The 23,285-nt window shown below is 68.0% G+C and carries 21 protein-coding genes; 17 read left to right on the top strand and 4 right to left on the bottom strand.

The genetic code is table 11. From position 1 onward, the window contains the following. The first annotated feature begins 125 nt into the window (after window positions 1-125). Window positions 126-443, top strand: a complete 318-nt coding sequence (locus tag FOF48_RS37800; RefSeq protein ID WP_370456621.1) for a minor capsid protein — start codon at window positions 126-128, stop codon at window positions 441-443. A gap of 33 nt (window positions 444-476) precedes the next feature. Here FOF48_RS37800 and FOF48_RS35715 read toward each other — a convergent pair whose 3' ends face one another. Next, window positions 477-1,736 carry an ATP-binding protein gene (locus FOF48_RS35715; protein ID WP_143909414.1) on the bottom strand — a complete coding sequence of 420 codons (1,260 nt, stop codon included), beginning with the start codon at window positions 1,734-1,736 and terminating at the stop codon, window positions 477-479. Window positions 1,737-1,984: 248 nt separating this feature from the next. Between FOF48_RS35715 and FOF48_RS35710 the strand changes: the two genes are divergently transcribed. The 15 genes from FOF48_RS35710 to FOF48_RS35640 all read left to right on the top strand — a co-directional run bounded on the left by FOF48_RS35710 (window position 1,985) and on the right by FOF48_RS35640 (window position 18,846). Continuing rightward, the gene (locus FOF48_RS35710; protein WP_143909412.1) at window positions 1,985-2,386 is read left to right on the top strand and encodes a hypothetical protein; all 402 of its coding nucleotides are present in this window, start codon (window positions 1,985-1,987) and stop codon (window positions 2,384-2,386) included. A gap of 12 nt (window positions 2,387-2,398) precedes the next feature. Further along, window positions 2,399-2,824: a phage tail tube protein gene (locus tag FOF48_RS35705; protein ID WP_143909410.1), complete on the top strand. Its 426-nt coding sequence runs from the start codon at window positions 2,399-2,401 to the stop codon at window positions 2,822-2,824. 36 nt (window positions 2,825-2,860) lie between these two features. Beyond that, window positions 2,861-3,244, top strand: a complete 384-nt coding sequence (locus FOF48_RS35700) for a phage tail protein (RefSeq protein WP_143909408.1) — start codon at window positions 2,861-2,863, stop codon at window positions 3,242-3,244. Between the two features lie 203 nt (window positions 3,245-3,447). After that, window positions 3,448-6,069, top strand: coding sequence for a hypothetical protein (locus FOF48_RS37665; protein WP_143909406.1), 2,622 nt, complete (start codon window positions 3,448-3,450; stop codon window positions 6,067-6,069). 8 nt (window positions 6,070-6,077) lie between these two features. Beyond that, complete coding sequence (locus tag FOF48_RS35690) at window positions 6,078-6,893, top strand: hypothetical protein (RefSeq protein ID WP_143909404.1); 816 nt, start codon at window positions 6,078-6,080, stop codon at window positions 6,891-6,893. A 3-nt stretch (window positions 6,894-6,896) separates the two neighbouring features. Beyond that, the gene (locus FOF48_RS35685) at window positions 6,897-9,299 is read left to right on the top strand and encodes a fibronectin type III domain-containing protein (protein ID WP_143909402.1); all 2,403 of its coding nucleotides are present in this window, start codon (window positions 6,897-6,899) and stop codon (window positions 9,297-9,299) included. Between the two features lie 40 nt (window positions 9,300-9,339). Continuing rightward, a complete protein-coding gene (locus tag FOF48_RS35680) occupies window positions 9,340-9,909 on the top strand; it encodes a M15 family metallopeptidase (protein ID WP_143909400.1) in 570 nt (189 codons plus the stop codon). A gap of 26 nt (window positions 9,910-9,935) precedes the next feature. Then, the gene (locus FOF48_RS35675) at window positions 9,936-10,442 is read left to right on the top strand and encodes a hypothetical protein (RefSeq protein WP_255443052.1); all 507 of its coding nucleotides are present in this window, start codon (window positions 9,936-9,938) and stop codon (window positions 10,440-10,442) included. After that, window positions 10,439-10,738 (top strand): hypothetical protein, encoded by a 300-nt coding sequence (locus tag FOF48_RS35670; RefSeq protein WP_255443051.1) that lies wholly within the window; start codon window positions 10,439-10,441, stop codon window positions 10,736-10,738. The genes FOF48_RS35675 and FOF48_RS35670 overlap by 4 nt, the downstream gene beginning before the upstream one ends. A 95-nt stretch (window positions 10,739-10,833) precedes the next feature. Next, window positions 10,834-11,736, top strand: a complete 903-nt coding sequence (locus FOF48_RS35665) for a DUF2381 family protein (protein ID WP_186002212.1) — start codon at window positions 10,834-10,836, stop codon at window positions 11,734-11,736. Window positions 11,737-11,746: 10 nt separating this feature from the next. Beyond that, window positions 11,747-13,585, top strand: a complete 1,839-nt coding sequence (locus tag FOF48_RS35660) for a serine/threonine-protein kinase (protein ID WP_255443050.1) — start codon at window positions 11,747-11,749, stop codon at window positions 13,583-13,585. A gap of 247 nt (window positions 13,586-13,832) precedes the next feature. Next, window positions 13,833-15,089, top strand: a complete 1,257-nt coding sequence (locus FOF48_RS35655) for a protein kinase (RefSeq protein WP_143909396.1) — start codon at window positions 13,833-13,835, stop codon at window positions 15,087-15,089. A gap of 134 nt (window positions 15,090-15,223) precedes the next feature. After that, a complete protein-coding gene (locus FOF48_RS35650; RefSeq protein WP_143909394.1) occupies window positions 15,224-16,555 on the top strand; it encodes a hypothetical protein in 1,332 nt (443 codons plus the stop codon). Continuing rightward, on the top strand, window positions 16,545-18,110 hold the full coding sequence (locus FOF48_RS37660) for a Tox-REase-5 domain-containing protein (protein ID WP_143909392.1): 1,566 nt from the start codon (window positions 16,545-16,547) through the stop codon (window positions 18,108-18,110). The genes FOF48_RS35650 and FOF48_RS37660 overlap by 11 nt, the downstream gene beginning before the upstream one ends. A gap of 13 nt (window positions 18,111-18,123) precedes the next feature. Then, window positions 18,124-18,846, top strand: a complete 723-nt coding sequence (locus FOF48_RS35640; RefSeq protein ID WP_143909390.1) for an immunity 52 family protein — start codon at window positions 18,124-18,126, stop codon at window positions 18,844-18,846. Between the two features lie 362 nt (window positions 18,847-19,208). Here FOF48_RS35640 and trxA read toward each other — a convergent pair whose 3' ends face one another. The 3 genes from trxA to FOF48_RS35625 form a co-directional block, all read right to left on the bottom strand. Then, window positions 19,209-19,535 carry a thioredoxin gene (gene trxA / locus FOF48_RS35635; RefSeq protein WP_143909388.1) on the bottom strand — a complete coding sequence of 109 codons (327 nt, stop codon included), beginning with the start codon at window positions 19,533-19,535 and terminating at the stop codon, window positions 19,209-19,211. Between the two features lie 323 nt (window positions 19,536-19,858). Next, entirely contained in the window at window positions 19,859-20,527 is a 669-nt protein-coding gene (locus tag FOF48_RS35630; RefSeq protein ID WP_143909386.1) for a PQQ-binding-like beta-propeller repeat protein, read from the bottom strand. Window positions 20,528-20,560: 33 nt separating this feature from the next. Further along, window positions 20,561-21,781: a helix-turn-helix domain-containing protein gene (locus FOF48_RS35625; RefSeq protein ID WP_143909384.1), complete on the bottom strand. Its 1,221-nt coding sequence runs from the start codon at window positions 21,779-21,781 to the stop codon at window positions 20,561-20,563. Between the two features lie 115 nt (window positions 21,782-21,896). Here FOF48_RS35625 and FOF48_RS35620 point away from each other — a divergent pair, with 115 nt between their 5' ends. After that, the gene (locus FOF48_RS35620; protein ID WP_143909383.1) at window positions 21,897-22,604 is read left to right on the top strand and encodes a thioredoxin family protein; all 708 of its coding nucleotides are present in this window, start codon (window positions 21,897-21,899) and stop codon (window positions 22,602-22,604) included. Window positions 22,605-23,285: the final 681 nt, after the last annotated feature.

Genomic DNA, 23,285 nt, shown 5'->3' with positions numbered 1-23,285 from the left:
ACCCCTCATCGGGAGTGCAGGAGCTGAAGCACATCGGCTGAACCCTCTCACGCGACAACTACCTTGACGCTCACCGGGGGTTGGTGCGTCCACCAGCCCTTGGCGCCAACCTCTTCACTGCGCCAATGCCCGAAGTTGATGGCACCATGCCGGATAGGGCAGTGGCCCTGGTGGTGACGGGCGGCGCTGCGCCACAGCCCTACGTAGGCAAAGGGCGTGCAGCTTACCTCTTACCTAGCTCTCAGGTCCGGATCCGCTCCGGGCGCGAGGACTTCGAGGTCGGCCAGCAACTGGCCCATGCCGTCTTCGCCGTCCTCAATCAATCGGTCCTCGTGCCCTATGCTGTGGTTCGGCCGGAGGAGAGCGCACCAATCTATTTGGGGCTGGACAAAGCAGACCGACACCTCTGGGCTTTGAATGCTGGTGTCGGAATCGTAGCATAAGGGAATGGGGTGATTTTTGGACGTCGCAGGGTCTTAGTCTGCCTGTGACTGGGCACCCCATTTTAGATAGTAGGCAAAGAATGGGTCTGATACGTGTAGCTTTGAGAATTGGCTGTCCCAGTCAACAACTGGCTCGCCACTTCGATCTTTACGGGCTATGGTTGACATCTGATCGAGCACACGCGTGACTTCATTGGCCTGGGGTGGTGCTCCGTCGAGAATGTCTTTCAGTGCCGTTCTGATTTCCTCGTACGAGAGCGTTTGCTTGGGTCCTGTTTGTGCAATGGCCAGGAGGATTGCTTTGTAAATGTCGCATGTTCCTCCACTGCGAAGCTTGCGTTCAATGCGATCTGTTCGCTGGCGTGGGCCGATCTTGAGTTGGTCGAAAGCAGTCTTTGCTGTGCCCGAAGCCTGCTTTTTGAAGAACTCTTCCCACGATGCTGGCGGCTTGAGGCTTATTGGCGTTGACTGCGAGATTGTAAGTCCATTTTCTCGACAGAGCGCTCCGCAGAAATCTTGCATCAAGTGGGGGCTTTGGAAGCACTCGCTGGTAAGGCGATTCGTAAGCTCGTCGCTTGCGGAAATTCCAAGTGCCTTAAATCCCGCACTGGCGATCTCTCGGAGGTCGGTTGGCGACCAAATTGGAACCTCTAGTTGTTGCACACGCCCTGTCATCTCACGCTCAACGCGGACGGCATCGAATGCACGGTGGGGGACTGAGATAAGAATGACTGGCAACCCATCGAAAACAGGTTGCTTGAGCGCCTTGATGATTTGCCCCTGTGTCGCCTGATCGATGTAGTGGAAGTCATCAATTACAAGCGGAATTTTTGATGCCATCAGGGCGCGAAGTCCTGAGACCGCTGCTGAGACATTTCGGCCTCGCGTTGTGCTGTCGGTGTTTGCCCATGACTTGCCGTCGGCGAGCTTCTTTCCCAGCCCCATGCCAGCGGGCTTTATGGCAAGGTCAATTTCGTCCGAACTCGTCCCGGAGCGAGTGTCCGATTGTGTTTCGGTGGTTTGGGAGAATGCATTGAGATGCTCGACGATGGACTCCCAGAAGCTGCCTATGCTGTCGATGTTGCCCCCTGAAAGCCAAATTGCGTTTTCGGGGGATGCAATTGAGCGAACTAGGACAGTTTTTCCGGATTTTGTGGTGCCAGAGATTGATAGTATTTTGTATAGCGTGTTGAGGTAGTCTGATACTGCGTTAGTGAGCTTGAGGTGCGCGCGGGCAATGTATGTAACGGTTGGTTGCCCGCCTGCGACGAAGACTTCATTGACTTTAGTCATTAGGGCCTCGGCAGGTGTCGTTATAGTCCACTCGTAGGTGGTGTTTGAGGCAGAGTGTGCCATGAGTGGAGAGGTGCGGGGGATGGCTTATTTGTGGGTGTCGAGGGTGACCCGGTGTTGCTGGGTCGTGCCGATTGCCCGTGGACGCGGCTGTGGCTGCCCATGTCACGGATGTTGAGGCAGTAGCACGATGAAACCCCAAAAATAGAGAGGCCGCTTCACGGAAAGCGCCCCCATTGAAGTGGGGCATGCCTGTCCGAGTCAAAGTCGATGGGGTGAAGCTGGAGCGTCTGCGCCGCTCACCAACTGAAGTTCTGCGCGCGCTGGATACCCCCTGTAGGGACATCGCCCGCCTCGCCCTGGACTACTCGCTCTTCCTCGTGCCGGTAGGAGAGGGCCAGCTGCGCGATAGCGCCTTTCTGAGTGGCCCCCTCCACAATCTGAGCCGACGACTCTCTACGACGTGGACGGCAGGCTTCGCGCACCCGTCCGCAGGCCCCATCCATGAGGGCTGGCACTGGGGCGCGCAGCTCTTCAATCCGCCGCCGCACTTCCTCCGCAAGTCTTTCCGTCGCGCCCGTGGCAGCGCTCGCCGACGCGTGGCCGCCGTCCTGAAGGACTTCCTCGCGCAGCGATTTCCCTCCCATTGACCGGAGCCCACCATGCCCGAACCCCGAGAGGCCTTCTTCGACAAGCTCTACATCCGCGCCACGGACACCGCGCCCGTGGAAGCGGACTCGCTGGACGGTGTCCTGGAGGCGCCCGTCAACCGAGCGAAGGACACCGTGGACGCCAACTACTTCGGCGGAGACGGGTACAAGCGCACGAAGGGCACCTGGAAGTCCTTCTCCATCCCTCTGTCTGGCCACGTCTTCAAGGGCAGCGCTCCGCAGCAGGTGCTGCGTGACGCCTTCGAGAGCGACGCCACCGTCTTCTTCACCATCGTGGAGGACGAGACGGCGCCCGTGGGCACGCAGGGCTACCGCTACCCGGTGAAGGTGACGTCCTACGAGGAGGGCCGCAGCTCCACGGACGTCGTCACCTTCTCCGCCACCCTTGCCGGCCAGGGCGCCCCCGTCGCGGTGTAGCCGGCTGATTTCCCACTTCACCCCCGAGGCCTCACCATGACCGCACCCACCACGCTCCGAAAGCCCCTCGGCACCCGTCGCAAGTTGCACAAGCGCGTCACCCTGGACGGCGCCGACTACGACATCTGCCAGCCGCCCCTGGGCGAGAAGCTTGAACTGCTGGCTGCCGCGAAGGCCGCCAAGGAACTGGGGCCCGACAGGAAGCCTGTCGATGAGTTCGCGGGGATGGCGATGATCGCCCGCATCGCCGTCCTCTGTCTCTACCACCCGGACACGGCCATCCGCGTCTTCGATGAGTCGGAGGTCGGCCAGGTGAAGCGCGAGCCCTGGCTGGAGGAGATTCAGGACGAGCTGGCCCGTGCCTTCGCGGGCCCGACGCTGGAGGAGGCGAAGGGAAACTCCGGCACCACCCCGAGCTGAGGGCGCTGCACGCGGTGGTGAAGCTGACGGGCCAGCCGCCCGAGGAAGTGCGTAGCTGGGCATGGGAGGACGTTGTCCACCTCCTGGCCCACTGCGCCCTGGAAGCCGAGGAGGTGCGCGGAATGCGCGCTCCAGGCCCCGCCTCTCATGCCGGCCCGATGACGACGACAACGGTTTTCAGGAAGCGTCCCAAGGGGTGAGGCATGGCCGGAGGCCTGCGCGTAGGCGATCTGTATGTGGCGGTGACGGCCTCCGTGGGCGAGGCCCTGTCCAACCTTGGCAAGGTGGTGGAGGCCGTCGAGAAGGCCGCCAAGCAGGTGAAGGAGAAGTCCAAGGGCCTGGGCGAGATTGGCGCGGCGGTAGCGGCGGGGATTGCCGGTGCCGTCGCGGCGGCGTCCAAGTCCAACGCGGCCATGGAGCGCGAGACGGAGCGGATGACGGCGCTCCTCTACACGCTGGCGGCGGACATTGGAGACGCCTTCCTGCCCGTGGTGAAGCGGGTAGCGGACGGCGTGGAGCGCGTGGTGGCCAGCTTCCAAGCCCTCTCGCCTGACGTGAAGGCCGCTGCCGTCAACCTGCTGACGTGGGTGGCGGGTGCGGGCCTCGCGGCGGGGGCGCTGGGGAAGGTGGCGGGCGTAGTGGAGGCCTTCGCGGGCGGCGCGGGGTTGCTGGTGAAAGTCTTCGGCGCCCTCGACAAGTCCGTCGCCCTCACGTCCCTGGCGGCCTCCGTGGACAAGGTGACGGCCTCGCTTGGCGGGCTGACGTTGAAGGCCCCGTCCACCATGGGCAGCCTGGGGCGGCTCGCCTTGTCCTTCGGCAGCCTCCTGGTGCCGCTCGCGGCGGTTGCCGCCGCCGTGGCCGCCCTGGTGCTGCTGGCGGGCAGCGTCTACGCCGCCTGGGAGGACAGCAGCACGGGCCTCGCGGACTTCTTCCGCGACATGGGCGACCAGCTGGCGAAGTGGGCGGGCCGAATCGCGGACGGCTTCACGCGCGCCTTCGTGGCCCTGGGCGACTTCGTGAAACAGGCGGCCCTCTCCGTGCTGGAAGGCGTCGCGGCCCTGGTGCGCGGCGTCTCGCGCCTGCTGGAGCCCGTGGCGCGTCAGGCGGGCTTCCCGGAGCTGGCCGCCACCTTCCGGCAGGTGTCCACCCTCACGGGGCGGGAGCTGCTGGACACGCTGGGCCAGGGCGCCCAGGTGCTTTGGGACGGAGCGAAGCAGACGGCGGCGGCGGTGGGAGACGCGGTGGCCGGTTCTGGAGCGGCGCTCACGGAGAGCGTTGCCTACGGCCTGCGCACCAGCGCGGCCGGCGCGAAGAGGCTCGGCGCTGACTTGGCCCGCGCCCTCAACCTGGAGGGCCTCACGGGGCAGATTCAGGCCCTGCTGGCGAAGCTCGCGGGCGGCACTGGTGGCGCCTCGGGCAAGGCGCGCATCCGCGAGCCCACGGACAAGGCTGGACTGGAGGCCGCCCAGAAGCAGGCGGCGGCGGAGCAGGCCGCCCTGGCGAAGCTCCAGGCCCAGGCCAACGAGGAGTCCCGGAAGGAGTACCTGGCCAGCGTGCGCGCGGAGGAGGCAGCCGGAGCCGCTGCCTTCCACGAGATGCGCCTGGAGGCGGAGTCCCTGGCCGCCGCAGCGGAGGCCGCCATGGAGTCCGCCAGGGCGGCGCTGGTGGACCGCTTCATCGGTGGGCTGGGGCAACTGGGCGACCTCATCAACGCGGCCGTCCAGGGCATGCAGGCCGGTGGTGCCTACGGCGCGATTATCGCGGTGGTGGGGGAGCTGCTCATGCAGTCCAAGGGCTTCGCGGGCGTCATCGAAGCCGTGAACACCCTCATCCAGCATGTGGCGGACGCGCTGGGCACGCTGCTGGAGCCGCTCCAGCCCCTGCTGAAGGCCATCACCCTCATCGTGGACGGCTTCCTCAACGCGCTGACGCCCGTCTTCGAGATGCTCGGCGAGACCATCGAGCCGCTGGTGCCGCCGCTGGTGGTGCTGGGCGACATCGTGAAGGGCCTCGCGCCCCTCTTCGAGGTGCTGGGCCGCGTCTTCCTGCTGATTCAGCAGCCGTTGAGCATCCTGGGCGGGCCCGTCATGAAAGCCCTCTTCACGGCGCTGAAGTTCGTGGGGGCCGTCGTCCTCACCATCGCGAAGGCGATTGGCGAAGTCTGGAATGCGGTGGTGGGGGCGGTGCAGGCCGTCATCCGCGCCATCTCCAGCCTCATCGACTGGACGGGCTTCGACGGGCTGAAGAAGTTCGCGCGCTCGCTCAACAGGCTGAAGGTGGACACGGACAGCATGGGGGACTCCCTCCAGGTGTTGGAGGACACGACGTGGGACTCCGCGCGTGCGCGTGCGGAGGAGACGGCCCAGGTGGACGAGCACACGGAGGCCGTGGCCCGCGCGACGGCGGCCCTCACCAACGTGCCGTCCGCGTGGAAGGTGGCGCTGCGCCGCTTCGAGTCCGAGGACACGCAGGACGGCCCCACGGTGCCGCCCAAGCCGAAGCCCACGTCCCCATCCCCCGGGGCAGCGCCGGAGTCGCCCGAGGAGTCGCCCCCCACGGCGCCCGTGCCGGAATGGCTGCTGGGCATGTTTCCTCCGGCCCTCCGGCAACTCCTCCAAGGGGGGACTGCGCCCACGCCCTTGCAGCAACCGGGGGCGGGCAACGTCTCCGCCCTGGCCGCGCCCGTCACCTACAACATCACCGGCTACGACATTGACGCGGCCATGGAGGCGACGCGCCGGGACGAGGTGCTGCGCCGGCAACGCACCAGCGTGCGCACGGCCGGCATCCGAATCCCCCTCATGCCTCGCTTCTCTGGCTCGTGAGTCTGCCCATGCCTCCTGCCTTGGCCCTCTCCGGAATCCCCCTGCCCGTGTCGGCGGAGCGGGGACTCACGTACACGCCGACGCTCTTGGGCGAGCACCGCCGCGCCTTCTCCGGGTGGCTGCGCAGCAGTGAGCGGCGCGAAGTCTTCACCCTCGCGGGTAACACGGGCCCCCTGACGCAGGAGGAGGCCCGCGCGTACCGGGGGCTCCTCAAGGGAGAGGGGCAGGTGTGGAGCTTCGAGGACGGGCTTCGCAGCCATGCCTTCCTGTCGCCCAGCGCCATGGTGGGCAACGTGTGGGCGGTGGAAGCCGTGGGCCGCTTCGGCGGGTGCATGCGCATGGAGGCGGGCGCCAGCGTCACGTTTCCCACGGGCTTCGGGGCGAAGTGGACGGTGGCCTACTGGTGGAAGCGCGAGGGGACGAAGGACAGGTGGAAGCACCATGTCCACCGCGCGGGCGTGGGCCTCAACGTCAACGGGGTGCCGGGCACCAGCCCGCACTCCGACGGCTTCCTCGTCGTGGACGGTGCGGGGCAATTGGCCCAGGGCGCGGTGTCGCTGCGCGACGTGGAGGGCCAGGGCGCGCTGCTGGTGGATGAGCTGGTGGCGCTGCCCTGGGTGGTGCCCGCGTCGTGGGTGGCGCCCTGGCACGCCGCAGGGGAGCCCTTTGGTGCGCCGTACCCGTACCACCGGGCCTCGGGCGCGGCCCTCTACGAGGCGCTGCCCGTGCTGGGCCGGGTGGGCACGGGGCGCGCGGTGCAGTGGTGGGAGGGCGGCGTCCTCGTCCTCGGGCAGGAGTTCGACTTCGAGTTGCAGGAGCGTTGACGCATGCGGCCTCTCACTTCCTTCCAGGCGGCCCTCTTGGGCAGCCCCTCCGGCTACTCCACCCACCCGCGCGTCTGGGTGCGCGACGGGGCAGGGGAGTGGCGAAACCTGCGCACCCTCCTGGGCTTCGACTGGGTGCTGGGCGTGCGCGTCAACGAGAAGCTGGACGCGCCCGTGGCCGAGGCCGAGGTGTCCCTGGTGCGCAGCGGCGCCGCTGGGGCACGCCTCTCCCTCTCTCCTCTTGTGGTGCAGTCCCTCGCCAACACGTCCGCTTCGGGTGGCTTCACGCCGCTGCTGGTGGAGGGCGCCTCCTTCCGCGTGGAGCTCGGCCTCGCACCGCTGGCCATGGCTCCGAAGGAGGAGGACTTCTTCGAGGTCTTCCGGGGCCGCATTGACGAGGTGGACGCCGGGCCCGAGGAACTGCGCGTCGTGGGGCGCGACTTGGGCGGCCTGTTGCAGGACACCTTCATCGAGGTGGAGCGCGAATACGGCAATGACTCGGTGGGCGTGGCCGTGCAGTCCATCATCCAGGCCCTCCTGGACGACAACGGCCTGTCCTCCTTCGCCCTCTTCACGCCCGTGGACCCCATGTCGCAGCGCGGCCGGTACGTGCAGAAGGTGGAGCCGGTGCTGGACGCGGCGCGGGCCCTCGCGCAACAGATTGGCTGGGACTGCCGCATGCGCTGGCAGCCAGCGGCCGGGGCCTTCGCGCTTACCCTCGCCGCGCCCAACCGCCTCCAGGTGGAGGAGGACTGGGCCTATGGCCCGGACGAGTACGGCAACCTCGACGCGGTGACGCGGCAGCTGGCGGACATCCGCACGGACGTGGAAGTCGTCTACAGCGACAAGCACGACCTGGACGCCTCGGGTGTGGCGAAGCGGAAGAAGGTGACGGCCAGCAACCCCACGGCGCGTGCCCAGGTGGGCCGCCGCTGGATGCAGCTGACGGAGGACTCCTCCGGGAACATCGACACCCAGGCCGAGGCCCAGCGGCTGGCGGACGCGGCCATCGCGGACCTCTCCGTCTCACCCCTGACGGTGTCGCTGCTGGTGGACCCGCACCCGGGCCTGGAACTGGGGGACCTGGTGCTCGTGGAGCCGGACGGCGTGCGCCTGGACACGGCGCAGCGGCTGGCGGTGCAGGAGTTGGAGCACCAGTGCGCCACGGACGGCACTGCGCGCATGCGGCTGGTGCTGCGCGGACAGCCGTCCACCTCCGTGCGCGAGTGGTTGGAGCGGGACAGCCGGCCCGGAGTCGCCCCCAGCGCGCCCTTCACGGGCCCGGCCGCGCCGCAGGAGGTGCGGGCGGTGCCGGGCGTGGCGGGCTTCAGTCTGACGTGGACGCCCGCCGTCTCAGGCCCAGCCTGGGACGAGTACGAGGTGCATGCCTCGCGCACTCCGGGCTTCCAGCCCTCGGAGTCCACCTTCCAGGGCCGCGCCTCGGCCACGCGCTTCCAGCTGTCCGAGCTGCGCCCTGGTGCCACGTACTACTGCCGGGTGGTGGGCCGGGACGCCTCGGGCAACCTGGGCGCGCCCTCGGCGGAAGTGGCGGTGACGACGGGCTACGTGACGCCCGCCGCCATGCAGCCCAGCGTGGCCTTCGGCGAGTCACCTCCCAACCCCGACTTCGAGGCGCAATCCTTCGAGGAGCTGCCGCCAGACGCCTGGACGATGGGCGTGGGCCTCTGGGGCGCGCACGCGCAGGTGACGACGGACGCGTACACGGGGGCGCGTGCCGTCCGGCTGGTGGCGAACGGCACGCGGCTGGACTCGCAGGCCATGACGGCACGGCCGGGGGACAGGTACAGCGTGGATGCCCTGGCGAAGTCCACGCAGCTGGGCGCGGGCCTCTCCGTGCAGCTCGTCTGGTACGACGGGGCCTTCAACGTCCTGGCCACCGCGAGCACCACGCAGGCCCTCTCCGCGAGTGGTTGGGAGCGCCTCACGGGCTTCCACACCGCGCCGGCCAGCACGCGCTATGTGCAGGTGCGCCTCGTCGCCCTCGTCACCCAGGGCGCGCCGTGGGTGTCCGTGGATTCGGTGCGGCTGGAGCGCGTGGGCGGACTCGTCGAGCCGTGGACGTCCATCCGCACCGGGCAGATTTCGGACCTCACGAATGGGTGGACGGCCTGGGACGCGGCGGCGTGGCCGCTGGGCTTCTACAAGGGCGCGGACAACGAGGTGGCGGCACGCGGCCTGCTGCGGCCTGGGACGGTGGGCTACGTGAACGCGTACCGCTTCCCGGTTGGCTACCGCCCCAGCACCAACCGGATTCTCGCGCTTCCCACCAGCCACGGCTTCGGCATGGCGCAGCTCAACGTGGACGGAGGCCTCCAGGTTTTCAGCCTGCCCACGGGCACGGCCTGGGTGAGCCTGGACGCGGTGCGCTTCCGGGCGGAGGGGTAGCGCGCGCCACGGCGGGAACTTGCCCCCATTGAAAGGGGGAATGACGACTCCCTGCCCTGAACTCTTCTCCCGCGTCGCACTGGCGTCCCTCTACCCGCCCTTCCGCGAGGTGATGGCCGAAGTCATTTCCCGTTGCCGAGCGCGAGGCGCGGACTACGTGGCCACGCGCGGCTTCGCCACCTTCGCTGAGCAGGAAGCGCTCCACGCTCGGCACCTCCGAGGCGAGGGCGGACGCGCTGCCCCTGCGGGCCTCTCCGCGCACAACTACGGCCTCGCGGTGGACTTCTGCCGCGATGCGGACGTGAGTCGTCCGGGGCTCCAGCCGCGCTGGGATGCGCCCGCGTATGCCGTCCTGGGCGAGGAGACGCGCCGCGCGGGCCTCGTCTGGGGTGGCTCCTTTGGCGATGCGCCGCACTGCCAGTGGCCCGGCCTCGTGAGCGGCACGCAGCTTCAGCCCGTGCGTGGTCTCTTCCTCTCGGAGCCGGCCAGCGCCACGGACGCGCAGCGGCTCGCCTCCGTCTGGCGCTTCCTGGACGCGGCGCGAGCGCGGCCTGACTGGCGTGCTGGCAACCCCACCCTGGCTGCGTCCCTGGCGCGGCTCGGCTTCTGACTCCTCACCCACGAAAGGCAATGCCCATGCTTCGACGTCTCGCTGTCGTGCTGTCCCTGTCCCTCTTCCTCCCCGTTGTCGCCTTCGCCCAGGTGGCCACCGCGCCGGACCCCTCCAACGTGGAGGCCTTCGCCCGCCTCGTCCTCGACGCGGTGACGGCCCAGAACTGGGCCCTCGTCGCGTCCCTCGGCGTCGTGGTCCTCGTCTACGTGCTGCGCCGGTACGTGGGGACCTGGTGGCCGTGGCTTCGCACGGCGCGGGCGGGCGCGGCGCTGGCGGTGCTGCTGTCCGTGGCGGGCGCGGTGGCCAATGCGCTGCTCGCGGGAGAGGCCTTCACGGTGGCGCTGCTGCTCAAGGCGGTGGCCATCGGCCTCGGAGCGGCGGGCGGCTTCTCTGTCATGAAGACGCTCCTCGTCGGCGACGCGGACGCGGAGGCCGTGCGAAACGCGGGGGAGGTGGCGGCCGGGGAGATTGCCGGCAAGGCGGCGGCGGTGGCTGCACTGGAAGCCCTCACGCCGGGCGACAAGACGTGAAGGCCCTGGTGATCGCGCTGGCCCTTGCCCTCGCGGGGCAAGCGCACGCCGAGGACGAGGTGCTGGACGTGGCTCGCGCCACCGTGACGCTCCAAGACGGGCGCACGGTTGCGGTGTCCCAGGGCTGCTGGCTGTCCACGGAGCGCTGCGTCCTCTCGGCCCGCGAGCTGCGGCGCCTGGATGCGGAGAACGCGGAGCTGCGCCGACAGTCCGCCCGCGTGCCCGTGGTGGCGGTGCTGGTGGCCGTGGCACTCGGGGCGGGCGCGGGCTTCGCGGCGGCCCGACTCGCAAGGTGAGGTCCTAACGCCCCACCTGCAATGGAGGCCTCGAAGGCCTTTCCAGACGATGGAGATTTTCCCGTCTGGTAGGGTTTCGCATCGGAGAGCCTCCGTTGCCGCGACTTGCCGCCCTTCTCGTCCTGCTGCTGGGGACTGCTGTCCCAGCCCAACCCGCCCCCGTCTCCCGCGAGCGCCAGGAGCGGCGCATCGCCCTTCCGGACAGCCCCTCGGAACCCGTGCCGGAGCTGCACGTCGCGGCGGGTGCGCTCACCGTTCTTGCCTTCGACGCGCTGCTGGACCGAGCCTCGGTGGAACTGGAGGGCCGCGAGCGGTTCCGATTCCTCGATGTGGGCGAACGCATGCTTGCGCTGGAGCCCGCGACCGACCTCCGTCCGGGTGAGCAGCTCGGCCTTCGGGTGCGCTTCGCCGAGGGCGCCCGCCCCGAGCAGGCCATCTTCGTGCTCGTGACCCAGCCAGAAGAGTTCGATGGCCGGATCCAGGTATTCCGGCGCCCGCAGTCGATTGGCGCGTTACAGGCGGAGCTTGCGGATATGCGTGAGCAGCTCAAGGCGAAGGATGCCGAGCTTGAGACACTCCGGGCACGCAGCAACATGAGCAGTCCTGGGGGACTCGCCCTGGCGGGGCTCTTGGATGAGGACGGAGTATCGCCCAGCAGGATTAAGCCCCAGGCCGTGAAAGAGATGCAGTCTTCGCTGCGTGTCATGGGGGGCGTCAGTCTTCGTGCGCCCGCTTGGAGCGTGGTGTCCGTGTCCGTGAAAAACTATGGCAAGACGCCTTGGACTCCCACGGAAGCGCGTCTCACCAGCTCAACGGGCGGTACACAGGTGCCGGTGCTCGGCGTGCGCATGAAGCAGTCGCAGATTGGGCCCGGGGAAGCTGGCACCGTTGTGGTGGAGGTAGAGAAGCCTGACTGGGATGCGGGTACGGTGTTCCGCCTGGAATTGGTGGATGCAACGGGTATTCGGCGCGTTCTCGTTCCGCGTGTAGGGCTGTAGAGAGGCGTCCATGTTGACTGTCATCCACCATCCCGCATCGATTCCGCCCGGCTATGTGTTCGACAGCTGGCGCGTGGTGAAACTACTGGGCGCGGGTACCTACGGCGCCGTCTACTGCGTGGAGAAGGGTGGCCAGCACTGCGCGATGAAGATCGCCATGCACCGGCCGGGTAGCGGCGACGCGGAGCAGGCGGACGCAAGGTTGAAGCGTGAGCTTGGCTGCCTCGTTCACCTGACCCACCCGAACATTGTCGGCATCCATGCCTATGGACGCTGGCCGGACATCCGCACGGGCTGGCTGTACGTCATCCTCGAATACGTGGAAGGGCACACGCTGGCGGAGTGGGTGGAGCGCATGCACCCTACGGCACAGGAGGTGGTCCGCGTCTTCGAGAAGCTCGCGGGGGCCATGGACTACATGCACGGGCGCGGCGTCTTCCACCGCGACCTGAAGCTCGCCAACATCATGGTGCGCGCCAAGGATGGAGAGCCCGCCATCCTCGACTTCAGCGCGGGCGACTACACGCACGCCGAGGACTTGACGGACGCCCCCCTGCCTCCGGGCACTCGCCGTTACCGCTCCCCCGAGGCCTCGCGCTTCTTCAAGGAGCATGGGGACGAAAAGGGCGCGCGGTACGAGTTCAAGGTGACGGATGACGTCTATGCCTTGGGCGTCTGCCTCTATGATGTGCTGACGACGGCGGCACCTGCCAGCGGCGCTCCGAAGGCAACCGTTGAGGGAAGGTGGGTGCCCAAGCCAGCCCGGGAACTGAACGCGCGGGTGCCGGCGGGACTCAGTGACGTGGCGATGCGCTTCATCGCGCGCGAGCCCGAGCAGCGCCCGCCCACGGCGGAGGTGATGCGTCGCGAGTTGGAAGCGCTTAGGGGCGAAGCGGGGCCGGAGTGGACCGTGCCCGTCCATGTCCCTTCGCTGAAGCCTCCAACAGCCCCGGCCTCCAACACGGACGAGGAGACGCCCCCCGCACGCCGCGAGACGCGCGCTCGGATGGTGGATGCCGGAGTGGCCCTCCTCGTCGTGGCGGCGGTGGCTGGGGCCTTCGTTTTGCTGCGTCCCATGTCTCCGCCTCCTGTTTCCAGGGAAGTCGCAGCACGGCCAGTTGTGCCCGTCTCTCCGGGGGATGCGGGTGTCGCCTCGCTTGTTCCAGCCCCTGCGCCCACTAATTTGGCGGACGCTGGCCTCTCATCTGACGCGGGCGACATGCTGACCGCGTCGTCCCCTGGGGTAGCTTTGCCCCCTCTTGATCCTGTCCGGAAGGAAAGCTCCGCCGTGAAGCGTGTCCCCATCGTCGCAAGCCCGTCCACTCCCCCGGCCAAGGCCCCCACCACCAGCGCGAGAGCGGAGTACCTCGCAAAGTGCGCAGTGGCGAGCGTTGCCATGGCCTTGCAACTTGGCTGCCCCAGTAGCGCCCAGGTGCGTCCCGAATCAGGGGCGTGCCCAGAGGCGGCGCGCGAAGCCATGTTCCGAGGAGAAAGAAACGGGGGGCTCAACCTGACGACGCGGTCGTCAGTGGACCTCACCATCGACAAGAACCAGCCGGGCGATCCAGGTGATGAAGGTGTGTTCCAGGATGGGCCCGTGACAGGGATTGTCTTCAATGGCAACCGACGGCTTCCCACGGGCACAGTGCTCTATGGCCGGCTGTGGACGCTTAACGGTACGTCCTTGCTGGCGCGCTACACTGAAGCGCGCTTCCCGGACGGGCGCACCTTTCCGGTTTGCATTGCGGTTGGAGACAAAGGACCGGAGGAAGGGTGGGGAGGCTCCAAGCCGGGAGCCGTCGTCCAGTCCCGCGTGATGGTGGCCTACGTCGTGGACCGTTGGCCCTGATGTCGTCCCCGACCGCGCTGGAACAGTGACCCAGGCCAACAGGACGCCCGTCATGTGCCAAGAGTTTCAAGTGCTTGCGAAGCCCGGCGTAAAAGTGATTTGCGTTCCGAAAATGGCAACGGACTCGGAGTGAAGTTGGGCGCGCGCGAGTGGCTACCCGTGGCGTCATTCACGCCAGGGGGTGCAAAAGGTAGCTTTCTGTCTGCCTTTGCGCGGCTCTCTCGCGTGGGCATTCAGGAGCCCCTTCATGTCCAGTGGTGTTGACCTCCGGCTCGCCGGGGGCACGGTCCTCTTTTGCCACGACGGAACCGCCTACGAGTTCTTCCAGGACCTAGGCATCGGCCGCAACGGCGAGCGCGTGCTGTTCGCCCGGCCCCGGACGGCCTCCGGCTACCGGGGCAAGGTCATCGTGAAGTGCGTGCCCCTGCCTCAAGGGCCCGCCACGGACGAGTTCCAGCGTGTGCGCGCGCGGCTGGAAGAGGAGGTGCGGCTGGCGCAATTCCTCCAGCATCCCAACATCGCCCGCGTCCATGGCCTCTTCGAGATGAAGTTTGGAGAGGTGTTGGCCTTGGGGGCTGTCATGGAGTGCGTGGAGGGCTTCAGCCTGAACACCCTCCTCACCATCGCCCAGACGCGCGGGCGTTACTTCTCCGAGGCCTTCGTCCTCTACGTGGGGGCGGAGGTGGCGGCGGCCCTGGCGCATGCGCATACCCGCACGGACGACGCCGGCAACTCGCTGGGCATCGTCAACCGCGACATCAACCCCGGGTGCATCCGCCTGCGGCCCAGCGGAGGAGTGGCGCTGACGGACTTCGGTGTGGCCTGTTCTCGGCTGCAAGGGCGGATCGCCACGACGCTGCCGCGTCCGCCTGGGGATGTCATCTACGCTTCACCGGAGGCGCTGCTGGGGGAGGAGACGGACGCGCACTCGGACCTCTTCTCCCTGGGGTTGGTGCTGCTGGAGTTCGCCACGGGGCGACACCTCTATTACCCGGGGAACCTCAAGCACGAGGACGAAGGCCCACGGCTCTCGCGGGAGCAGCATCAGCGCGTGCTCGCGGCCCTGGCCACGACCATGGACCTCCACCTGCCGCCCTTCGTGGAAGAGGCCATTCAGCACGCCATGACGTACCGGGTGAAGGACGTGGCAAGCGCGACCTTCGGACTGTCCCAGGCGCTGCGCAGCGTCTTCCATCGACTGCTGTACCGCGAACCAGCCTCGCGCTTCGCGACGGCGGCGGCGCTGGAGGTGGCGTTGCGTGCGCAGCTCGCGCAGAAGGGCGCGTATGGCGCCACCAACGCGGTGAATGAGGTGGAGGCCGCGCTGTTGGAAGGCGGCGAGTCGTTGGAGGAGTTGAGCCTGATGGAGGACGAGGGCGGCATCGTCCCGGCCTTCCCGCCTCCGAGTCCGGACGACATCCGCACGGAGCCCCGGCCCCTGCGCAGTGCGGACGAGACGACGACGGAGCCGCAGCCGGGCGCCCGGCGCCTGACGCGGCATTAGCACTCGCTGGCCCAAGGCGGCCGGCACCCCTTTCCCTCAACCCTGAGCAGCGACGCGAAGCCGGCCAGTGCCGGGCTGAACGTCAGACGTGTGTCCTTTGCTCCCCTCGCTGGGGGCATTCCTGGGAGACGTGTATGCGAATGACGCGAAGTTGGGCCGTGTGGCTGTTGTTGCTGTGGCCGGTCGCCGCATGGGCAGAGGACGTCCCGGAGCCCACGCCGCCAGCGAGTGCGCCGGCCAAGGCATGGAATTACCTGACGCGCCTGGAGGCGACGACGTTGACGTTCCAGCCGCGCGCGGGCGTGGGGGCGGACGAGGGCTTCGTGCAGGTGGAGCCGACCTTCATCCTCGACGGAGGCGCGGAGTTCGGCGTCAACCTGGGCACGCCGCTGCGGTTGCGGTTGTGGGGAGGAGGAGAAGGGGCGGGCCTCGTGCGGCGGGAGGACTGGGACAGCCTCTCGGACTTCGGGCAGGTGCTGCGCGGCCTCAAGCTGGGCGCCCCGAATGCGCCGCTGGCCGTCTGGTTGGGCGCGATGGAGAATTACAGCCTGCTGTCTGGGCACCTCGTGCGGCGCTACTCCAACCGGGGCAACCCCGACTATCACCCAGCGGGGGGCTTCCTCACCGGCACGCTGGGCCCTCTCTACACGGAGGCCTTCGTCTCGGACTTGCTGGGCGCGCGCCTCATGGGCGCGGAGTTCTCCCTGGACGTGGAGCACGTCCTCTTCGGCAAGCCACGCGAGGCGGCGCGGTACACGCTGGCGCTGTCGGCGGTGCACGACTGGGGCAAGGCCGGGGGCCGGGCTCCCTCGGCGACGCTGGCGCACCTGGACACCATGGCCGTGGTGGTGGTGCGGCCGACGTACGAAGTGCACCTGTCGGCGGGCTGGGGCGGACGGCCTGGGGAAGGCGGCGCCTGGGGTGCGGTGGCGGGAGCGGGGCTGGACATCGTCACCTCGACGCTTGACCTGGTGCTGCGTCTGGAAGTGCGCCGCCAGCACGGCGGCTTCCGGCAAGGTTTCTTCGGCCCGGACTACGAGCTGGCGCGCTTCAAGGCGCCGGGCCCGGAGGGTGTGCCGCTGGCGGAGGCGCCCTTCCCAGACGGCTATTCCGTCTTCAGCGAGGCGGAGGTGGGCTGGGATGCGGTCAGCTATGGCGGCCTCTACAAGCACCTGAAGCTGTCGCTGGGCGTGGAAGCCTTCAACTGGGGCCGCTTCGACGTTGACGGGCGCGTGGCGGTACAGCTCTTCGCGCGCAGCCTTGAAGTGGCGTTGAAGGGCTCGGGAATGGGGATGGGGCAGCCTGGGGCGCGCTACCTGGGGGCCACCGAGGTCCGTTGGCGATTCCTCGGGGGGAAGCTCTACGTGATGGGGACGGGCGGCACGCTGCTGTTCCCCGAGGGGGAGGGCTCGCTGCGGCCGAGCGCGTTCGCCTCGGTGGGGCTGGGGGTGGACAATGCGCGCTGACGCCTTGCTGCTGGCCCTGGCGGTGCTGACGACGGGCTGCGCTTCCATGCCTTCCGCGCGGCATCGCGGGACGCTGCAAATGAGTGGCCCGGTGGGCGGAGGCGTCGGTTTCGAGGGCGAGGGGCGGCTGCCGCGCCGCCATGCCCCCGTGGTCGAAGTGACGGGGGCCGGTGTCGGCATTGCGGCAGGGCCGGTGCGTGAGGCCATGTCGCGCAGCGCGTCCGAAGAGGACGCCTGGGAGAAGCTGCTCACGGACGCCGGGCTGGAGGCCCAGGACGTGCGTCCCCTGGCGGGCGGGACGCTGACTCCTGCGCAGGCCGGGCGGCTGCTGGGCCAACTGATGCAGAAGCCGGTGACGCTGGGCAACTTCCCGCCTCGCATGGCGGCGGGTTTCCTGCTGCGCGAGGTACTGGCGGGCGGTGAAGTCTCGCGCGAGGAGCTGCTGCGCCGCGTGGAGCGATTCGCCCGGGAGCAGGTGGCCGTCCTCCGACCGGATGGCTACCTCGCATGGGCCCTCAACGGAAACACGCAGCAGAAGGTGGCACGCGTCGAATGGCGGGACGGTGCCTTCCGTGCGCACGGCTTCGAACTGGGCCGCTTCTACAGCGGCAAGGGTGGCGTCTTCCGCGCCGTGGACGCGCAGCTCCAGGCCTCGGACTGGCGTCCCCTGGCCGAGGTGTACAGCGACGCGGACGTCATCAGTCGCTCGCTGGATGGGGCACAGGATGCCTTCGTGGAGCTGTACCACGCGCTGGGGCAGGGCCTCTCCCGCCCCATGGACAGCGTCGCGGCGCTGGGCAACCTGCCCGCTGGCGTCGCGGCCCTCATCGCGTCATCGCCCGAGTACTGGGAGCGCTTCCGGTACATGACGCAGGGCGAGCAGGTCCGCGAGGTGGCGCGGCTGACGACGAACGTCATCGCGACCTGGGGGGCGGCCTCGGCCACGACGCGAACGTTGACGGGCTTGGCGGCGGGTGCGGAAGCCACGGTGCCGGTGCTCTCGCTGTCAGCGGAGGGCGCGCTGGCGTTCGAGCGCGTCGCGGTGCCAGCAGGACGCGCGGCGTCGGTGTTGAGCGGAGGGCCGGGGGCGGCCATCATCCTTCAGCGGGCCAATACGGCCTCCAAGGGAGGTGCGCCTGCCAAGGGGCCCGGGCAGTGGGGGCCTGCGAAGGAGTCGATGTCCGAGCGCGCCCGGCGCTACCAGGAGCAGATCACGGGGCACTCGGCGGACGAGGCATACTGGGTCGGCGGCGTGGGCAAGAACAGCGGAGGCGTGAAGTTCGATGGGTTCCAGGACGGCGTGCTACTGGAGGCGAAGGGGCCGGGTTATGCGAACAAGTTCCTCGACGACCTGAGTCCCAAGATCTGGTTCGAGAAGTCGGGAGCAAAAGCACTTATGGATCAGGCCCAGCGACAGATTCGAGCTGCCCATGGCACAGGAACCACAATTCGCTGGCACGTAGCGGAGCGGAAGACGTCCGAAGCTATCCGGGGACTTCTTAAGGCAAGAGGCTTCACGGAAATTGAAGTTCTCTTCGTTCCCCCTCAACCGTGAGAAGCGGCGGAATATGACCGAAACCATCTACGCTGGCTCCTATTGGGGAGCGCGAAAGGAATCTCCAGAGGCGTGTGCTCGCCGCATGGAAATCCTCCTCACGAATCTCGCAGGCGTTGACCCGAGCTTCGTTCACTGGTTCCAGCAGGGAAGATCCCGTAAGGCCGCCCTCCAACGTCCCATCGAGCCCAGGGGTGCAGCCCTGGTGGACATTATTCGTCGGGGTAAGGACCGTGTGTTCGAGGATCTCGGGTTCCGCATGAGCGGATGGAATGGAGTGAGCGACGACTACGACGCCAGTGGTTTTGACATCACGTGCGGCGGGTATACCGACGCGGTGAACAACTTCTGCGTCTTCACCCTGCCCAGTCGAGGGACTAATGCGGCTCGGGTACTGTCAGCCCCCGCACTTGAAGGACTTGTTCGGAGCATGGCGGTTGCCTGGGAGCCAGACTGGGCGATTGCCACCTCTGCTGCGCATCGGGACCTGATGACTGATAATCCCAAGCCTGGAACCTTCGTTGGCTGGGTCATGTACCTCGCTCGACATCGCGGCACGGTGCCTCCGCTCCCGGCACCCGTGCGCGTCGAAGCCGTGGAGGACAAGGGCACGCTTATCGTCCTGACCCCTGAGCGATTCACGGTCAGCAACCCGGAGCATGTGGCGCTCGCCGAGCGGGTGCGCGAGTTGTTGAACGGGGCGGAACTGCTGAAGCCGCTCCAGCCCCAAAGGTAGCCGCGTGAGGACCGAGGCGATGGTGCCTCGGCGCCTCCTTATGCGGGCTGACGACCGGCCCCGGCAGGCCCCGCCATGTCGCACGTATGTCGCAGGAGCGTGCGGAACGTGCTGGGACATGGCGGGACATCAGGGGATGCGACGGGACATCGACTCCGAGTGATTCCGGGCGGTTGCGAGGTAAGGGCGCGATTCTGCTGGGTTGTCGCACCGCCCGGTTCCGGGTTCGATCCCCGGCTCGTGCATGGCCTCCCCGGTTGAATCATCCATGGGTTCGCGCTGTGTCTGTCCATGGAGGCGGGCGGTGTCTGTGTTTTGAGTCCTTGCGACAGACACACCCCGGCAGGTGCGGTCCCGTCGCTTCAGAGCACCTGTCGCACGGCCTCCTCGAGCTTCGCCCTCGGCACCGCGCCGACAATCTGCTTCACCACCTGTCCTCCCTTGAAGAACAGCAGGGTGGGCATGGCCCGGATGCCGTACTGCTCCGGCGTCGCGGGATGGTCGTCGACGTTGAGCTTGGCCATCTTCATCCGGCCCTTGTACTCGGCCGCCAGCGACGCGATGACCGGTGCGATGACCCGGCACGGCGGGCACCACGTGGCCGTGAAGTCCACCAGCACCGGCTCCGCTGACTCCAGCACCTCGCGCTTGAACTCCGCGTCTCCCAGCTCGATGACGTCCCCAGCCATGTCCCAGCCTCCATGAAGGGCGCCGCTCATGCGGGGCCGCGCCTCGGTTCCTGGATGGGATGTAGTCGCGGGCCGCGGCCGGAGCGAGCGCCCCTCGCGCAACGCATTGTTCCTCCAGGAGCCCCGATGACGGCGTTGATGACGGTTCGGTCTCCTCTCCTCGAGACAGGGCCCGTGTGTTGACCCGGCAGCGGAACCGGTCAGGTCGTGTCGGCGCATGCCCAAGGTTGAGCACCCCTCGCCGCATCCTCCAGCTCGGGTCTCGGCAGCCGCTCCGAGGGCCGCGAACGCAAAAACCAGGGACAGCCCCTTGAGTCACCGCATCAGCGGCGCGGGCGCCGGGGCCTCCTCACGGCGCGAACCGTGCGGCTTGGCCCCCCACCCGCGTAGAAGATGTCGCCGCCGTCCGACTCGAGCCCGGTGACAGTCAGGCCCTTGGGCAGCGTGAGCCGGACAAGCACACGACCGTCTTTCGGGTCGATTCGTCGGATGTCACTCGCATCACCTTCCTCGGTGCCATGCCACAACTCGCCCTGCACCCACGTCACGCCGGTGACAAAGCGCTTGGATTCAAGGGTGCGCAGGACAGCGCCCGTCTCGGGGTCGATTTGATGAATCACCCGGCCACGAAACTGCCCCACCCATAGAAACCCCTCGGCCCAGGTGAGCCCTGAGTCGTTGCCATTGCCGGGGGCAGGCACGGTCTTCAGCACCTGTCCCGTCCCAGGGTCGATCTTCCGGATGCGGCCCTCGCCGAGCTGAAAGAGATGCCGGCCATCGAAAGCGGTCCCCGCGTCGCACGGAACGTCGAGGCTGCGCACAGGTTCACCGCTCATCGGATCGAAGGACTGAAGTGTCTCGCCTCCGGCGAACCAGACGTTCGCGCCGTCATACGTCACGCCATGGACGCGCGAGGCGACATCGAATGGGCCGTACTCACGGAGGATCTCCGCTGGCTGTATCTCCTCTACCTCGCCCCGCGTCTTGTCCATGACCGTGCTCCGTCCCTCGCCCTGTGGCCCGCTCTACTCGAAGAGAGTGGAGGTCGGGAGTAACAAAGTCGTCGTGAAGCCACTGACAGGGGGCGCCACCCAGCGTCGCGCGCGGCCACTGCCGAGCGCGCGGACCTGTCCGTCCTCCGCCAGCGAGGAGAGGACGCGTTGCACCGTGCGTTGACTTGATCCGAGCACGAGCGCGAGCGCCGAAGTCGACCAATGTTCGCCGTCCGCGAGCAGCGCCAACACCGCACCGCCCGCTCCCTCGATGGGTGGCGCGAGGACCCGCACCTCCATCGAATGCCGCGGAGTCAAGGCGAAGCCACGCGGGGTCGCCCGGATATCCGCCACGTCGCGCAACTGCGCTCTCAGGCGGCCCAGCTCGACTCGCAGGCGCACGCGATACGATGCGTCCACACGCCGCGCTCCGAATACGTGCCGGGCGAGGTCGTCTCGCGAGGCCGCACCAGGCCAGGCCTCGGCCAGGACGCGCAGGAGGTCGAACAGCACGGGGCGAGTGGCCAGCGTCACGACGCGCGCGAGTGTGTGGACCGTGCGACGGCAGGCGTTGACGACGAGGTGCCCCGAGCCCAGCAGTGACTCGACCTCATCGAGCACGACCTGTCTCGCCTCGCCCCGGACGATGACTCTCGCGGCGGGGAGGCTCAGGACACGAGCGGCATGCTCGACCTCGGCGTCGAGCGAGGGGATGCGCGCACGTTCGGCGGCGCTCCGCGCGTGTTCGAGTGCGATGCGGGCGGCACGGGTGGCCCCTCGCCGCAGCGCCACCTCGAGCTCCAGCAGATGCGCGACAGCCAAGGTCATCGCGGGTGCACCGAGGAGGTCGAGCTCGGCCACGGCTTGCTCGGCCTCCTCGACGCGTCCTAGCAACAGGGCTCGCCGTGCCTGCAACAACCGCGTGTAGCGCGCGTTTTGCGAGTCACCATGGCGAATGAACGTGCGCAGCGCTTCGCCGAGCGTGAGGTCGGCTCCTCCGAAGTCCCGCGACGCGAGTGCCACCTCCGCCTCCGCGACGTTGCAGCGAGCCCGCGCGAGGGCGTCGCTGGAGCCGTAGACGCGAGCCGCACGCCGCAGGAGCTGCGTCGCCTTCTCGAACACCCCCATCTGCGCCATGGCGATGCCTCTTACGGCCAACGCCGGCGCGTCCTCGCGGAGTGCCACGCGCTGGAGTGCACCCAGGGGGTCTCCCTCCCCGAGTGCCCGAGCCGCGGCCGTGATGAGTGCATCCATGACGCACATCCTCCGGCCCCCCTTCCGTGTCGGAAAGCCCGTCGCCTTTGTTACTCCCGGCTCGCGCCTCCCGTCCATTACGTCTGGGGCCATCCACCCCAGCAGAGGAATCACGGTGACACACGCCAAGACGGAGTCGAGGAGTGAGTGGCTGGCCGCACGCAAGGAGCTGTTGGCGAAGGAGAAGGCCCTCACGCGCATGCGCGACGAGCTGAGCGCCACACGCCGCACCATGCCCTGGCTGCGTGTGACCGAGCCCTACGTGTTCGATGGCCCCGAGGGCAAGGAGACGCTCGCGCAGCTCTTCGCGGGCCGAAGCCAGCTGCTCGTCTACCACTTCATGTTCGCGCCCGAATGGAAGACGGGCTGCAAGAGCTGTTCGTTCTGGGCCGACTCCTTCAACGGAGCCGTCGAGCACCTGGGGCAGCGGGACGTCAGCTTCGTCGCCATCTCACGCGCGGAGCTGCCGAAGTTGCAGGCGTTCCGACAGCGGATGGGCTGGCGCTTCAAGTGGGTGTCATCGCAGGGAAGCGAGTTCAACTTCGACTTCCAGGTGTCCTTCCGCGCAGACGCCTTGGCGCGTGGCGACGCCGTCTACAACTACGCACCGCTGCCGCACTCCACTTCGGACATGCCGGGCTTCAGTGTCTTCTCGAAGGATGAACGCGGCGACGTCTTCCACACCTACGGGACCTACGGGCGAGGCATTGATCCGCTCAACACGGGCTATCAGCTCCTGGACCTCGTCCCGAAGGGCCGAGACGAGGGCGGGTTGCCATCGCCATTGCACTGGGTTCGCCTGCGGGACGAGTATGGCCCTTGAGCATGAGGCAAACCCCCAGGTGGAGGGCCGCCCGGCAGTGCGTGCTCCCGCGATATCGCTGGTCCTGGGGCTCGTGGCCGCGCTCCTCCCGAAATGCCCGTTGTGCCTCGCCGCGTACCTGCCGGTGCTCGGAGTGACGGTCGGCGCCGCGGGAGCCCTCAGCGCGATGCTGCGGCCCGCGGGCTTCGCCGTGGCGACCCTCTCACTGGGATTCATCGTTGCTCGTCGCATGCGCAAGCGGACGTACCGCCGACGAGCCCAACAGCGAACGACCTGACCCGCCACGGGCCCGGCACCCCGCGTGCGCTGTCGCTGTTTCCCCCTCACCAGTGGGTTGAGCTGGTGAGGAGCGGCTTTTTCCGTGCGTCAGGCTTCGCGCATCGAGGCGCGGAGCCAGGCTCGCGCTCGATCCTCTCCCCCCGTCCTCGTGGGGCTCCGCGCTGGAGAGGCCCAGCTCCAGATGCGGCAGCGCCGCGGGGCCATCACCTCGGCGCAGGTGGCGTCGCCCGAGGAGGCGGAGAGGTCCCGCTCCTGCTCGACCCACACAGGTGCGCCGCCGCATGTCCGAGTCCTCCCATCGCGGACACGAAACCAAGGACAGCCCCTAGGCCGTGTCTGATGGATGTGGGAGCGCCGGTTGTTGTCTCCGCAAGGAGGCAAGGCGAGATGATGCGCTACGAG

Source organism: Corallococcus sp. Z5C101001, from assembly GCF_007352635.1.
GTDB classification, from domain to species: Bacteria; Myxococcota; Myxococcia; order Myxococcales; family Myxococcaceae; genus Corallococcus; species Corallococcus silvisoli.
The sequence above is the reverse complement of the archived record's forward strand: the minus strand, read 5'-3'. Positions and strand labels throughout refer to the sequence as shown.

Bases quoted from the DNA above. Each gene is read 5' to 3' on its own strand.
- trxA (WP_143909388.1), bottom strand. From the start codon at position 19,535: ATGGCTGGGGACGTCATCGAGCTGGGAGACGCGGAGTTCAAGCGCGAG.
- FOF48_RS35650 (WP_143909394.1), top strand. From the start codon at position 15,224: ATGCGAATGACGCGAAGTTGGGCCGTGTGGCTGTTGTTGCTGTGGCCG.
- FOF48_RS37660 (WP_143909392.1), top strand. From the start codon at position 16,545: ATGCGCGCTGACGCCTTGCTGCTGGCCCTGGCGGTGCTGACGACGGGC.
- FOF48_RS35640 (WP_143909390.1), top strand. From the start codon at position 18,124: ATGACCGAAACCATCTACGCTGGCTCCTATTGGGGAGCGCGAAAGGAA.
- FOF48_RS35655 (WP_143909396.1), top strand. From the start codon at position 13,833: ATGTCCAGTGGTGTTGACCTCCGGCTCGCCGGGGGCACGGTCCTCTTT.
- FOF48_RS37800 (WP_370456621.1), top strand. From the start codon at position 126: ATGCCCGAAGTTGATGGCACCATGCCGGATAGGGCAGTGGCCCTGGTG.
- FOF48_RS35715 (WP_143909414.1), bottom strand. From the start codon at position 1,736: ATGACTAAAGTCAATGAAGTCTTCGTCGCAGGCGGGCAACCAACCGTT.
- FOF48_RS37665 (WP_143909406.1), top strand. From the start codon at position 3,448: ATGGCCGGAGGCCTGCGCGTAGGCGATCTGTATGTGGCGGTGACGGCC.
- FOF48_RS35680 (WP_143909400.1), top strand. From the start codon at position 9,340: ATGACGACTCCCTGCCCTGAACTCTTCTCCCGCGTCGCACTGGCGTCC.
- FOF48_RS35630 (WP_143909386.1), bottom strand. From the start codon at position 20,527: ATGGACAAGACGCGGGGCGAGGTAGAGGAGATACAGCCAGCGGAGATC.
- FOF48_RS35675 (WP_255443052.1), top strand. From the start codon at position 9,936: ATGCTTCGACGTCTCGCTGTCGTGCTGTCCCTGTCCCTCTTCCTCCCC.
- FOF48_RS35710 (WP_143909412.1), top strand. From the start codon at position 1,985: ATGCCTGTCCGAGTCAAAGTCGATGGGGTGAAGCTGGAGCGTCTGCGC.
- FOF48_RS35705 (WP_143909410.1), top strand. From the start codon at position 2,399: ATGCCCGAACCCCGAGAGGCCTTCTTCGACAAGCTCTACATCCGCGCC.
- FOF48_RS35685 (WP_143909402.1), top strand. From the start codon at position 6,897: ATGCGGCCTCTCACTTCCTTCCAGGCGGCCCTCTTGGGCAGCCCCTCC.
- FOF48_RS35625 (WP_143909384.1), bottom strand. From the start codon at position 21,781: ATGGATGCACTCATCACGGCCGCGGCTCGGGCACTCGGGGAGGGAGAC.
- FOF48_RS35690 (WP_143909404.1), top strand. From the start codon at position 6,078: ATGCCTCCTGCCTTGGCCCTCTCCGGAATCCCCCTGCCCGTGTCGGCG.
- FOF48_RS35700 (WP_143909408.1), top strand. From the start codon at position 2,861: ATGACCGCACCCACCACGCTCCGAAAGCCCCTCGGCACCCGTCGCAAG.
- FOF48_RS35660 (WP_255443050.1), top strand. From the start codon at position 11,747: ATGTTGACTGTCATCCACCATCCCGCATCGATTCCGCCCGGCTATGTG.